The 11,862-nt window shown below is 56.1% G+C and carries 13 protein-coding genes; 10 read left to right on the top strand and 3 right to left on the bottom strand.

What is annotated here, in order from left to right; all coding sequences use genetic code 11:
- Positions 1-56 precede the first annotated feature (56 nt).
- The 5 genes from rpsD to MGMSRV2_RS06325 all read left to right on the top strand — a co-directional run bounded on the left by rpsD (position 57) and on the right by MGMSRV2_RS06325 (position 3,645).
- The gene (gene rpsD / locus MGMSRV2_RS06305) at positions 57-674 is read left to right on the top strand and encodes a 30S ribosomal protein S4 (RefSeq protein WP_024079523.1); all 618 of its coding nucleotides are present in this window, start codon (positions 57-59) and stop codon (positions 672-674) included.
- A gap of 97 nt (positions 675-771) precedes the next feature.
- A complete protein-coding gene (locus MGMSRV2_RS06310; RefSeq protein ID WP_024079524.1) occupies positions 772-1,233 on the top strand; it encodes a response regulator in 462 nt (153 codons plus the stop codon).
- A 65-nt stretch (positions 1,234-1,298) separates the two neighbouring features.
- Positions 1,299-2,516, top strand: coding sequence for a tyrosine-type recombinase/integrase (locus tag MGMSRV2_RS06315; RefSeq protein WP_008614211.1), 1,218 nt, complete (start codon positions 1,299-1,301; stop codon positions 2,514-2,516).
- Positions 2,517-2,635: 119 nt separating this feature from the next.
- Positions 2,636-3,052, top strand: coding sequence for a response regulator (locus tag MGMSRV2_RS06320; RefSeq protein ID WP_041633486.1), 417 nt, complete (start codon positions 2,636-2,638; stop codon positions 3,050-3,052).
- A gap of 329 nt (positions 3,053-3,381) precedes the next feature.
- Positions 3,382-3,645 carry a hypothetical protein gene (locus MGMSRV2_RS06325; RefSeq protein WP_041633487.1) on the top strand — a complete coding sequence of 88 codons (264 nt, stop codon included), beginning with the start codon at positions 3,382-3,384 and terminating at the stop codon, positions 3,643-3,645.
- Positions 3,646-3,861: 216 nt separating this feature from the next.
- On the opposite strand, the gene MGMSRV2_RS20975 is transcribed toward MGMSRV2_RS06325, so the two are convergent.
- Positions 3,862-4,749, bottom strand: coding sequence for a hypothetical protein (locus MGMSRV2_RS20975; RefSeq protein WP_024079528.1), 888 nt, complete (start codon positions 4,747-4,749; stop codon positions 3,862-3,864).
- Positions 4,750-4,961: 212 nt separating this feature from the next.
- Here MGMSRV2_RS20975 and MGMSRV2_RS06335 point away from each other — a divergent pair, with 212 nt between their 5' ends.
- Together MGMSRV2_RS06335 and MGMSRV2_RS06340 are read left to right on the top strand one after the other, a co-directional pair.
- The gene (locus MGMSRV2_RS06335; RefSeq protein ID WP_084027954.1) at positions 4,962-5,240 is read left to right on the top strand and encodes a DUF6626 family protein; all 279 of its coding nucleotides are present in this window, start codon (positions 4,962-4,964) and stop codon (positions 5,238-5,240) included.
- 481 nt (positions 5,241-5,721) lie between these two features.
- Positions 5,722-6,165: a hypothetical protein gene (locus tag MGMSRV2_RS06340; protein WP_024079530.1), complete on the top strand. Its 444-nt coding sequence runs from the start codon at positions 5,722-5,724 to the stop codon at positions 6,163-6,165.
- Positions 6,166-6,464: 299 nt separating this feature from the next.
- Here the strand turns inward: MGMSRV2_RS06340 and MGMSRV2_RS06345 are convergent, their stop codons facing one another.
- Positions 6,465-6,812, bottom strand: a complete 348-nt coding sequence (locus MGMSRV2_RS06345) for a phasin family protein (RefSeq protein ID WP_024079531.1) — start codon at positions 6,810-6,812, stop codon at positions 6,465-6,467.
- A 188-nt stretch (positions 6,813-7,000) separates the two neighbouring features.
- Between MGMSRV2_RS06345 and MGMSRV2_RS06350 the strand changes: the two genes are divergently transcribed.
- The 3 genes from MGMSRV2_RS06350 to MGMSRV2_RS21595 all read left to right on the top strand — a co-directional run bounded on the left by MGMSRV2_RS06350 (position 7,001) and on the right by MGMSRV2_RS21595 (position 11,451).
- On the top strand, positions 7,001-8,131 hold the full coding sequence (locus tag MGMSRV2_RS06350; protein WP_024079532.1) for an efflux RND transporter periplasmic adaptor subunit: 1,131 nt from the start codon (positions 7,001-7,003) through the stop codon (positions 8,129-8,131).
- A 1-nt stretch (position 8,132) separates the two neighbouring features.
- Positions 8,133-11,207 (top strand): efflux RND transporter permease subunit, encoded by a 3,075-nt coding sequence (locus MGMSRV2_RS06355; RefSeq protein ID WP_024079533.1) that lies wholly within the window; start codon positions 8,133-8,135, stop codon positions 11,205-11,207.
- A gap of 70 nt (positions 11,208-11,277) precedes the next feature.
- Positions 11,278-11,451, top strand: a complete 174-nt coding sequence (locus MGMSRV2_RS21595; RefSeq protein WP_024079534.1) for a hypothetical protein — start codon at positions 11,278-11,280, stop codon at positions 11,449-11,451.
- Positions 11,452-11,503: 52 nt separating this feature from the next.
- On the opposite strand, the gene MGMSRV2_RS06360 is transcribed toward MGMSRV2_RS21595, so the two are convergent.
- Complete coding sequence (locus tag MGMSRV2_RS06360; RefSeq protein WP_024079535.1) at positions 11,504-11,854, bottom strand: DUF5368 domain-containing protein; 351 nt, start codon at positions 11,852-11,854, stop codon at positions 11,504-11,506.
- Positions 11,855-11,862 lie beyond the last annotated feature (8 nt).

Genomic DNA, 11,862 nt, shown 5'->3' on the forward strand with positions numbered 1-11,862 from the left:
ATCAGGCCTATCGGGACAAACCCCAACCGGCAACAGCCGGGACCAAAGGAAGTACCATGACCAAGCGTATTGAAGCGAAATTCAAGATCAATCGCCGCCTGGGCGTCAATCTGTGGGGCCGTGGCAAGAGCCCGCTGGCTCGCGGCAAGGAAACCCCGCCCGGCCAGCATGGCGCCCGCCGCAAGAAGCCCTCTGACTTCGGCACCCAGCTGATGGCCAAGCAGAAGCTGAAGGGCTATTACGGCAACATTTCGGAAAAGCAGTTCCGCAAGCTGTATGACGAGGCCGTGCGCCGTCGTGGCGACACCTCGGAAAACCTGATCGGTCTGCTGGAGCGTCGCCTGGACGCCGTCGTCTACCGCATGAAGATGGCCGTCAGCCCCTTCCAGGCCCGTCAGGTCATCAACCACGGCCACATCCACGTGAACGGCAAGCGCCTGAACATCGCTTCCTATCAGGTGAAGGACGGCGACATCATCAGCGTCAAGCAGAAGTCCAAGGATCTGGCCATCATCCTGGAAGCCGCCCAGTCGCCGGAACGTGACGTCCCCGACTATCTGGAAGTCGATCACAAGGAAATGAAGGGCACCTTCATCCGCGCCCCCAAGCTGTCGGACGTGCCCTATCCGTGCCAGATGGAACCCAATCTGGTCATCGAATTCTATTCGCGCTAACACGCATTACCAAATTCTGCGGTAACGCAGGGTTTGAAGCGTAACAAGAAGCTGTCTGGCACATGGTGTTGGGCAGCTTTTTTGTTGGGCGGGTGAGATGACGCAACACGCGCAAAATGCAAGGATACTGATTATTGACGACAACGTTGCGGAAGCGACGTTGACCAAGCTGACGCTACAGGCGGACAGGATTGGCTACAGCATTGAGCACGTGACGGACGGCTATACGGGTATTGATAAGCTGAAGCAAGCTGCGCTGACAGAACGCGCGTATCATATTGTAATAGTTGACGTAAATATGCCGGTTATTTCAGGTTGTGAAACGCTTGAGATAATACGCAACACGGGTGAAATTGCGGACACATACGTGGCAATTTTGACAAGCTTGCAGTGCAAGACAGATTGCCCACGCGACTTGTATTTATGTCACGCAAAGAAAGCTGACATATACTTGCACAAAAAAACGACGCTTGATGATTTTGAGGCTGAGCTTTTACAGCTAAAGACTGACTACGAAAAATGTATGAAGATGACTGCGGCTAACGCCAAAGATATATAGGTCATTCTTTAGATAACAAGACGCTATACTAACACGTAGCTAACAGGCACTTTTAAGGTGCAGCTATGGACGTTGGACAGCGTGAAATTGAACTGCGTGGCGGTCGGATTGTGCTGTACACGCTGGCGAGCGACAAACGGGGCATTTGGCAGGCGCGTTTTAGACTTGGCACGGAACGCACGTTGGTGCGGCGCAGCATGAAGACGACGGACTTGGCGGAGGCGAAACGGACGGCGGAGGAGCTGTACGAGGAGCTGCGCTACAAGCAACGCAACAATCACCCGTTAAAAGATCAAACATTCAAACAACTTGCGGACGATTACGTTCGGAAGGCACAGCGGGAGACGCTGGAAGGACGCTTGAGTAAGGGACGGTTGGTGCTGGTTGAGGGCACGCTAAAACGCTACTTGCTCCCATTTTTCGGCAAAAAACCGATCAACAGCATAACGACGGCGGACTTTAACGACTACGACGACTGGCGGCTGGACTATTGGACGAAGGGCTACGGTGCGGACAGGAAGGTAGCAACGGCGGCGACAACACCATCGGCGAAAACGCTGGTGATGGAACAGAGCATGTTACGGCAGATTTTGAAGCACGGGCTGGAACAAGGGTCTTTGAAGCAATTGGCGTTTATGAAGGCGAAGCGGGCAAAGACGAACAGGCGCGGCGCTTTTGACGTGAAGGAATACAGGCTGTTGATATGGACGGCACGGCAGCGCACGCGATCTGCGGAGCATCCACGTGTGAAACGAGACAGGCAGCTTTTGGAACTTTACGTGCGGCTGCTGGTTGGGACGGGCATGCGGGTTGGCGAGGCGCGTGGACTGACTTGGCGGGACGTTGAACTGATACACACGGGCAACGGCAAGCAAACGGAAACGCTGCGGCTGTGGGTGGATGGCAAGACGGGCAAGCGGGCGGTGATCGGGACGCGAGCGGCGAAGAACACGTTGAAGAAGCTGCTGGCACATTATGGTTGGAAGGACTTGGACGAGGCGCGGGCAAAGGGAAACGGGCTATTTACGAACAACAACGGCGAGGACATACACACGTTTGAGGTGGGCTTTAAGAATTTGATGGCGGCGGCAAACTTGGACACGGACAGGCACGGCAACGCGAGAACGCTTTATAGCCTGAGACACACCTACGCGACGTTTAGGCTGCTGTACGGGGGCACGGACGTTTACTTGCTGGCTAGGAACATGGGAACGAGCGTGCTGATGATTGAACAGCATTACGGGCATGTAAGCACGACGCTGGCGGCGGACAAGCTGATCTGAAAACGGGCGGCGAGAAAAATGAATGAATTGTGATGGGATAGATACATTTTAAATGCGGAAATACACATACTTTTAAGCTACCGTAATATGGACATAAGAAACTTGACAGGCGCAAAATATTGCAAGCGACTAGCAAAATCAAAGTGCTATTAGTTGACGATAGCGTCCCATATTCGCACTTTGTACGAGAGGCGATACTGCAGACGAAGCACGAGTGCGAGATTGAGCTTGCACATAACGGGCTTGAGGCGCTTGAAAAATTGAAGCTGCGAGAAAATACCGACGAACAGTACGATATTGTTATTACTGACCTAAATATGCCCATTATGAGCGGTTTTGATTTAATACGCGCAATTAGACAATCGCATACATTAAGAAATTTAGCTGTGGCTGCAATATCATCGCAATCACGTTCGGACATTTCCAAACTTATACTGGCGCTTGGCGCTGATACATTTTTTGAGAAGAAAGGCAACATGAATAGCGTTGCGCACGATATGGACTTGGCGTTGCAGAAGCTGGTTTTGAAAAAATAGGGCGGGCAACGCAGAGGGGCTTGTGTTGGGAGACACAAGATATGAACAGCGCAATAGATGCTGGATTAAGCAAAAATAACAAAATAATAATATAGACAGAACCTAAAAAAACGCGCAACGACGCTGAAGATCATTGAAAAAATGACCGAATGCGATGAAGCGCGTTTTATTTTTTCATTGCGTATTTTGGAAGCGGTTGACGGCAGTGATAGAACGGGCAATTGGCGAACATACTTACTGTATGTTGGTGGGACAGATCGGGGCGGATTGCGGCGATAACCAGGTCAGATTTTTTGAAAGATCGGCGACCACGCTGCATAAATAGTGGCATGAAGGCACGAGAGATAATTGACGCTGACGCTTGGCTGGCGCGGAAAAAGGAACGCAGGGGCGAGACGATAAGCGACGAGAGACGGCAATTGATGGCAATGATTTACAGCGACGCGACGCTGGAACGGGAACAGGTGGAGCTGGAACGGGCGAAACTTGAATTGGGGCAGATAAAGGCTGAGATAATAAAAATTAGGGCCGAAGCTGTTAAAAATCTGTCTTCGGCAAATACAGATGCAGTAAATGTTACTAAACTACAATAATAAAATCCGAAACAACCCCATTAAAACTGGCTAAATTGCTGGACTTTTTGGGAATTGTTTGGAAATAACATTTTCTACAGTTTGTAATGTATAATACCTTACTTTACCAATATCTCAATTCTGTTCAATTCCACATCAGTATCCAAAACCATAAAACCTCAACTCTCTCTTCCACTCAAATCGTAATTTCAAATTCAATATCCAAGCACAGCTTGGTTATTTCAGTCTCCTTGTTATTAATCCCTGAAATCCTCCGCATCTATCAACGGCCATAACTACCGACTTGGCTATTGGATAGCTATAGAGAGACGAATACTGAGTGCGAGTGAATTGTTTTTCGTCATCGTCGCTTGCGACACTCTTTGAATGCTGCAACCTGAACTTAAGCATGTAGGTTGCCATATTATGTAAATTTTCATCGTGCGTTTTGTCTTTATGAAGGTCCGTAAAGTCTACTTGATGGCTGCCATTGTAGTATTTTCGTATTTCGCGCTCTATGTCGTATTTTGGATTTTGGAACGACGGAATATACATAACTGCATGAAAATGAAGGAGAAAACATGCATTTTTAGCGTCCTTGTCGTATCCGAGCGCCGATAGCGTATTTACTTTTCTATCCGATAATTCTTCATCTCCTGCGATTGCATCAATCTCAAATGCCCCAATAAATCGTATATTGTCATCGGCACAATCCTGTATCTTGTCAAACAAATTGTCCATATCCTTCCGCAGCTTTTTAATAAGATCGCTGTTTATATCCAATGGGTTGTAATGGACAGAATGCAATATTGTAAGCAATCTCAACTTGTCTGCGCTTACACTTCCAAACTTATCAATCACATATTTTGCAAATAATTCTTGTTTCTTATGTCGGCACATCGGACAGAATGGCTGATTGCATTTTTGGCTTGCGGAGCAATTCATAATTCGCAAAGCAAGCGCTGTAGCTTTTTTGTCAGAAAAGTCTCGGCACAAACTTTCAACAACATACTTCCGTTGCCTTATCTTACTGTCTGCGCGATCGCCGATTTTATTCTTGTATCTGTATTTCTGCTCAAATACAGATTTGTCGGCAATTTTATCTAAAGTGACTTTCTCGCCCATTGCGGCAGCCTACTTTGAATACTTGACGGTAAGAAAAATTGCATATAGCGCAAGCGCGTTAATATCCACTCGCTTTCCATCAAATCCATATTCCACTAAAGTTCCTTGTTTCATTTTTCACTCCCCTAAAATATATGCGCTACATGCGCAGCGGTATTTATGATCTTTGGCATAAATAATATCGGTAATTCAAAAATATATTTGGAGGAATTATGAACGCATTACAAAACGCATATATAACCTTAAAAACCAATAACTTAACCGAAGGTCAATACGACTTTAGCAGAAAGTGGCTTGGACGTGATCGGAGCTATTATGGCAGCATGAAAGCGCGGCAACGGCAAGCGGGGCTGCGGACGATGCTGACATTGGCTGGAAATTTGACGAAGGCATTGGTCAGGGCAAAAGCGGAACAGCGCGGCAAGGACGCGGCGATATTGGAGAAACTGAGTGGGCGAATTTGGGACAGCGTGATGGTGGGACGGTGCTGATTTGCGTCCACGTCCAGCATGTTGTCGTGTAACACGACACTTCCCTGGCGCTGAACGACATGGGGGCGAACATACATGCTGTATGTTGGCCGATGTTGTCGTGTAACACGACACGTCGCTGGACGACATGGGGGCGAACTTACGTGACGTAAGTTCGGGCGCGATCCGCAAAACGCATTGCACTCACCTCCTCCACTTTGATCCACGCAAAACGTCGGAAACGCCCACAGCAGCAGCAAAACAACTTGGGGAGCTACCTACACACAGCGCAGTTGAAACTGCGCTGTGTGACGACGAGCGGAGCTTGGCGGTTGAAATAATATAAACCGACCGCCGAAAAACTGATCAGATTGGGCACGACTACATTATATGAAATTGCGCTGCATAGGACAACGATTACAGTTACTTATAGATATATCGGTCACTGATAGCACAACACAGACAGTACTGTATTGCAAGCGAACTGCTTGGAGTACACAACATGACTGCATTTGCGAAATTGAAACTGACCACTGCAACGCGCAAGATCGAGAAACTGAGCGCGGAACAATATGCGCGGCAACGGGTGCTTGGAAACTTGGCGGAACAGCTTGGCTTGGTTAAGGCCATGCTGGACGGCACGGCGTTTACAGTGAAACAGACGCGATACAAGACGGACGAGAACGGCGAGCGCGTTGGATACGAGCGCAGCAAGCGGCTGCGGCAGTGGTTTTGGCAGGACGCTGACGGCAACTGGCTGCTGGAACTGCGCTATGGTAATCGGCCATTGAAACTGAGCGGCGAGAACACTGCGGTGGTGGCTGGCACGAAGGAGCAGCTTGCGAGCGTTATTGAAACGCTGATGGAAGCTGTGCAGGTAGGCGAACTGGACAAGGCCCTGGCCATTGCAAAAAAGGAACGCTTGGCCATGCTGCGGAAAGGCTGACGGCGCAAAGGTGGTAGATTGCGACGATACTTTTGGAGTATAACAGGTATGAGGCTGATAGCTTTTTATGGCGCAATAAGTGCAGCATAAACAGTTCATTACTCGTATTCGCTGCACTATTCGCGCTAATCCGGTTCGCCGGATTGCAGCACGAAGGCCCGGTGGAAACACCGGGCCTTTTGTTTTGTCCGCCGCGCGAGGGCACCGCCGATCGGTTCCGATATCAGCGGGATGCCAAAAGACAAATAAAAAGGCCGCGCTCCATACCGGAGCGCGGCCCTTTTCAACGACGCCGAAGATTACTTGGCGACGGTCTTCTGCAGGGCTTCAACCTGGGCCTTCACCGGCTCGAAAGCCTGGGTGAAAACCGACTGGGTCAGCTCGGCGATGTTGCGGCTGTCGGCGACGGCGGCTTCAACGCCTTCCTTCACCAGCTTCTGCTGCAATTCGATGAATTCGGCCGGATTCTTGACGCCAGCCAAAGCCTGGATCGAAGCGGTCAGCTTCTCGGCGTTCTTGGTGGCCAGAGCCTGGTAAGCCTTGGCCAATTCCTGATAGCCGGCGATGGCGGCAGTGCCGCTCTTGGTCAGGGCTTCGGTGTTGGCCTTGGTGGCAGCGGCGATCTGTTCAAAATTGGCGGTCGGCATGTTGGCTTCCTTGGGCTGGGGTCGTCTTCGCTGCAACGCAGCATTTGGGCACAATAACGGTTTCCCACAGGAATGCAATCGAAATGTTGCGTTGCAGCAATTCTGACATCTTTGCGAAAGTTACCCTTCGTTACCCTTCGTTACCCGGCTGTCGTTGACGGCCCACGCCAGACCTGCAAGATGGTGGCATGAACAGATCACGCATCGCCCTCACCGTCGCCATCCTGGCCGCTCTTGCCGGCACCTTCTGGTATGTGGCTGGACGCAAATCCACCGCCCCCAACGCCCAGGCCGAGGCCAAGCCCGTGCCGGTGGTCACCGCCTTTGCGGTCGAACAGCCCATGCCGGTGCGGATCGAGGCGGTGGGCAATATCCAAGCCCTGGCGGTGGTCGCCATCCGCCCCCGAGTCGAAGGCGAGGTGTTGCAGGTCCATATCCGTGAGGGCCAGGAAGTGGCCCAGGGCGACGCCCTGTTCACCCTGGATGCCCGCATGGCCGAGGCCAACAAACGTCAGGCCGAGGCCAATCTGGCCCGTGACAAGGCGCAACTGGACCGCGCCCGGGCCGATCTGGTGCGCTATACCGAGCTGTTGAAGGCCGGCAGCGCCACCAAACAGAAGGTCGAGCAATCCCAGGCCGAGGCGGCCCAGGCGGAAGCGGCGGTCAAATCCGATCTGGCGGCCATCGACAATGCCCGGCTGACCATGGGCTATGCCACCATCAAGGCGCTGGTGCCCGGTCGCACCGGCACCATCAACGCCAAGCTGGGGTCGCTGGCCAAGCCGGGCGATGCGCAATCCATGGTCACCATCACCCAGATGCGCCCCATCAACGTCGCCTTTTCGGTGGCGGAAAGCTATTTGCCGCGCATCCGCGCCGCCATGGCAGCCGGCCCCTTGGAGACGGTGGTGACCTCGACCGCCGATCCGACCTTGCGGGCGATGGGGCAGCTCAGCTTCATCGATTCGGCCATCGACACCACCACCGGCACCATCGGGCTGAAAGCCACTTTCACCAATGACGACACAAGGCTGTGGCCGGGCCAGTTCGTCAACGTCACCCTGACCCTGGGCATCGAGGACAAGGCGCTGACCATCCCGGCGGAAGCGGTGCAAAGCGGCCAGAACGGCACCTTTGTCTTCGCCGTCGATGAACAGGCCAAGGCGTCCATCGCCCCCATCCGCGTCGATCGGGTGCTCGACGGTAGCGCCATCATCACCGACGGATTGAAGGCGGGAGCCAAGGTTGTCACGCAAGGACAGATGCGGCTGGCCCCCGGCCTGACGGTGAGCGAACGCGCCCCTCAGGCGGGCAAGTGACATGAACTTCTCGGAAATCTTCATCCGCCGCCCCATCGCCACCTTGCTGCTGACCCTGGTCATGGTGTTCGGCGGCATCGTCGGCTGGCGGCAATTGCCGGTGGCGTCGCTGCCCAACGTTGATTTTCCCACCATCAGCGTCTCGGCCAGCCTGTCGGGCGCCAGTCCCGACACCATGGCGTCGTCGGTGGCGGCACCGCTGGAACGCGAGTTTTCCACCATCGCCGGGCTGGAGACCATCACCTCGACCTCGGGTCAGGGCAGCACCTCGATCACCTTGCAATTCGTCCTCGACCGCGACATCGATGCGGCGGCCCAGGACGTGCAGGCGGCCATCACCCGGGCCCAGCGCCGCCTGCCCGAGGAAATGACCACGCCGCCGTCCTTCCGCAAGGTCAACCCGTCGGATGCCCCCGTCGTGCTGCTGGCGCTGTCGTCGCCGACCACGCCCTTGGCCACCTTGGACGATTACGCCCAGACCATCTTGCTGCCCCGGCTATCGCGGCTGTCGGGCGTCGCCCAGGTGCTGGTCTATGGCAGCCAGAAATTCGCCGTGCGCATCCAGTTGAACCCCGACGCCCTGGCCTCGCGCGGGATTGGCGTCGACGAACTGAGCAGCGCCATCAAGGCCGCCAATTCCAATTCACCCTTAGGCGTGCTGAACGGCCCCAAGCAGCAACTGACCTTGCAATCCAACGCCCAATTGCCCAACGCGGCGGCGTTCGGCGAACTGGCCATCGCCTGGCGCGACGGCGCCCCGGTGCGCTTGAAGGACGTGGCCAATGTGCTCGATTCGGTCGAGAACAACCGCACCGCCTCGTGGTTCAACGGCACCCGCGCCATCGTCCTGGCGGTGCAGCGCCAGCCCGAGGCCAACACCGTCCAGGTGGTCGACGACGTCCGCGCCCTGATGCCGACCATCAAGGACAGCCTGCCCCCCACCGTCGACGTGCAGGTGATGAACGACCGCTCGCGCTCGATCCGCGACGCCATCGTCGATGTGCAATTCACCTTCGCCATCACCATCGCCCTGGTGGTCATGGTCATCTTCATGTTCCTGCGCCGGCTGTCGGCCACCCTGATCCCGACCATCGCCATGCCGGTGTCGCTGGTCGCCACCTTGGGCGCCATGTCGCTGCTGGGCTTTTCCCTCGACAATATCTCGCTGTTGGGCCTGACCCTGTCGGTGGGGCTGGTGGTCGATGACGCCATCGTCATGCTGGAAAACATCCAACGTCACGTGGATGACGGCATGAAGCCGTTCGACGCCGCCATCAAGGGCGCGCGCGAGATCGGCTTCACCATCCTCTCCATCACCGTGTCGCTGGTCGCCGTCTTCATCCCCATCCTGCTGATGGGCGGCGTCATCGGCCGCATGTTCCACGAATTCGCCGTGGTGGTGACCCTGGCCATCGGCATTTCCGGTCTGGTGTCGCTGACCCTGACCCCGGTCATGTGCGCGCGCTGGCTGCGGCCCGAGCACGACACCCAGGCCGGGCCGGTGGAACGCGGGCTCGAACGGGGTTTCAACACCCTGCTGGCCCTCTATCAGCGCAGCCTGGATTGGGTGCTGGGCCACGGTCTGTCCATGCTGGCCCTGGGGATCGCCACCATCGTCGCCACGGTGATCCTGTTCCGCGAGGTGCCCAAGGGTTTCTTCCCCACCGAGGATACCGGCCAGATCTTCATCCAGACCGAAGCGGCCCAGGACATTTCCTTCGCCGCCATGGCGGAAGAGCAAAAGCGGATGGCGGCCATCGTCGGCGCCGATCCTTATGTCGCCACCGTCACCTCGGCGGTCGGGGTCTCGGGCCTGTCCAACGCCGCCAATTCGGGCCGCATGTTCGTCAATCTGGTGGCGCGCGACCAGCGCCCCGGCGTCGAGCAGGTGATCGGACAATTGCGCAAGAAAACGGCGGGCAACCCGGCCATCAGCGTCTTCATCACCCCGGTGCAGACCCTGAACCTGGGCGGGCGGTCGTCGAAAAGCCAGTATCAGTACACGCTGGAAGGCATCAATCAGGCCGAGCTTTACGCCTTCGCCGACCGCCTGACCACCCGGCTGATGGCCGAGCCCTTGGTCCAGGACGTCACCAGCGATTTGCAGGTGAAAAGCCCGCAAGCCCTGGTCGCCGTCAACCGCGACAAGGCGGCGGCCTTGGGCGTGCGGTTGGAAGACGTGCGCAGCGCGCTTTATTCCGCCTATGGCTCGCGCGAGATTTCCACCATCTACGCCACCATCGCCGATTACGCCGTGATCCTGGAGATGGACCCGCGTTTCCAAGGCGATTTGTCGGCCCTGGCCAAACTGAAGGTGCGGTCCACCGACGGGACGCTGGTGCCGTTGGACGCGGTGGCGGAAATCGGGCGCACCGTCGGGCCGCTGACCATCAACCACCAAAGCCAGTTGCCCGCCGTCACCATCGCTTTCAACCTGGCCCCCGACATCGCCCTGGGCCAAGCCGCCGACCGCATCCGCACCATCCAGGCCGAGATGGGCATGCCCGCCGGCATCACCAGCAATTTCGCCGGCACCGCCAAGGTGTTCCAGCAATCCCTCTCCAACCAGGGCATCTTGCTGCTGGCGGCGGTGGTGGTCATCTATGTCATCCTGGGGGTGTTGTACGAAAGCCTGATCCACCCGGTGACCATCCTCTCCGGCCTGCCCTCAGCGGCAGTCGGCGCGTTGGCGACGCTGATGCTGTTCCGTCAGGAATTGTCGGTGATCGCCATGATCGGCATCCTGATGCTGATCGGCATCGTCAAGAAAAACGCCATCATGATGATCGATTTCGCTCTGGAAGCGCAGCGCAATCAAGGACTTGACCCGCATCAGGCCATCCGCCAAGCCTGCCTGCTACGCTTTCGCCCGATCATGATGACCACCATGGCCGCCATCATGGGCACCCTGCCCATCGCGCTCGGCCATGGCGCGGCGGCGGAACTGCGCCAGCCCCTGGGCCTGTCGGTGGTCGGCGGGTTGGTGGTCAGCCAAGCGCTGACCCTGTACATCACCCCGGTGCTGTACGTGTGGTTCGAGCGCCTGCGCCAGCGTCTATCCCGCAGCGCACCTTGATTTTTTCACAATTCGGTCGCTTGCTTGCCATCATCGGGTGGCGTACTTCCTTGGCCAAACGAGGGACGCCATGACCGAACAACACGACGAATTCCACACCTGCCCGGCCTGCAATCAGCGCACCCGTCACCGGGTCAGCCGCGACCGTAAGCTGGCCCCGGTGCTGTGGTGCCAACGCTGCTTCCATGTGCACATGGAAGCGCCGCCGCCCCCACTTGTCGAGCCGGCCCGGCAAGTGGCCTAAACAAAAACGCCCGCCGGTTTCAACCGACGGGCGTCTTGTTTTCAAGCAAGGCTCAGCCGCACTTGCGGCAGCCCACCAGACCCTGAACGGCATAAGTCAGGATGGTGGTGCCGGCCAGGCCGATACCCCAGATCAGACCGATCAGCAGCCAATCCACCGGCCCGCCGGCATCGGTGAAGCCGGACACGGTGAACTTGGCGGCCAACACCAGGGCCAGCACGCCGCCAACCAGACCCATCAGTTCCGAACGCACCAGCCGGCGGCTGTCGAGGCGGCCTTCGCGCAGGAAGACCACGACAAAACCGATCAGGCCGAACAAGGCCAGGGCCACCAGCAGCCACAGCACCGGGCCCAGCATTTCCTGGAACACCAGGACGAAGACGAAGGGATCGAGATCCTTCATGGTTCAGT

The organism is Magnetospirillum gryphiswaldense MSR-1 v2, from assembly GCF_000513295.1.
Taxonomy (GTDB): domain Bacteria; phylum Pseudomonadota; class Alphaproteobacteria; order Rhodospirillales; family Magnetospirillaceae; genus Magnetospirillum; species Magnetospirillum gryphiswaldense.

Coding starts and splice junctions, on each gene's coding strand:
- rpsD (WP_024079523.1), top strand. CDS start 57: ATGACCAAGCGTATTGAAGCGAAATTCAAGATCAATCGCCGCCTGGGC.
- MGMSRV2_RS06310 (WP_024079524.1), top strand. CDS start 772: ATGACGCAACACGCGCAAAATGCAAGGATACTGATTATTGACGACAAC.
- MGMSRV2_RS06315 (WP_008614211.1), top strand. CDS start 1,299: ATGGACGTTGGACAGCGTGAAATTGAACTGCGTGGCGGTCGGATTGTG.
- MGMSRV2_RS06325 (WP_041633487.1), top strand. CDS start 3,382: ATGAAGGCACGAGAGATAATTGACGCTGACGCTTGGCTGGCGCGGAAA.
- MGMSRV2_RS20975 (WP_024079528.1), bottom strand. CDS start 4,749: ATGGGCGAGAAAGTCACTTTAGATAAAATTGCCGACAAATCTGTATTT.
- MGMSRV2_RS06335 (WP_084027954.1), top strand. CDS start 4,962: ATGAACGCATTACAAAACGCATATATAACCTTAAAAACCAATAACTTA.
- MGMSRV2_RS06340 (WP_024079530.1), top strand. CDS start 5,722: ATGACTGCATTTGCGAAATTGAAACTGACCACTGCAACGCGCAAGATC.
- MGMSRV2_RS06345 (WP_024079531.1), bottom strand. CDS start 6,812: ATGCCGACCGCCAATTTTGAACAGATCGCCGCTGCCACCAAGGCCAAC.
- MGMSRV2_RS06350 (WP_024079532.1), top strand. CDS start 7,001: ATGAACAGATCACGCATCGCCCTCACCGTCGCCATCCTGGCCGCTCTT.
- MGMSRV2_RS06355 (WP_024079533.1), top strand. CDS start 8,133: ATGAACTTCTCGGAAATCTTCATCCGCCGCCCCATCGCCACCTTGCTG.
- MGMSRV2_RS21595 (WP_024079534.1), top strand. CDS start 11,278: ATGACCGAACAACACGACGAATTCCACACCTGCCCGGCCTGCAATCAG.
- MGMSRV2_RS06360 (WP_024079535.1), bottom strand. CDS start 11,854: ATGAAGGATCTCGATCCCTTCGTCTTCGTCCTGGTGTTCCAGGAAATG.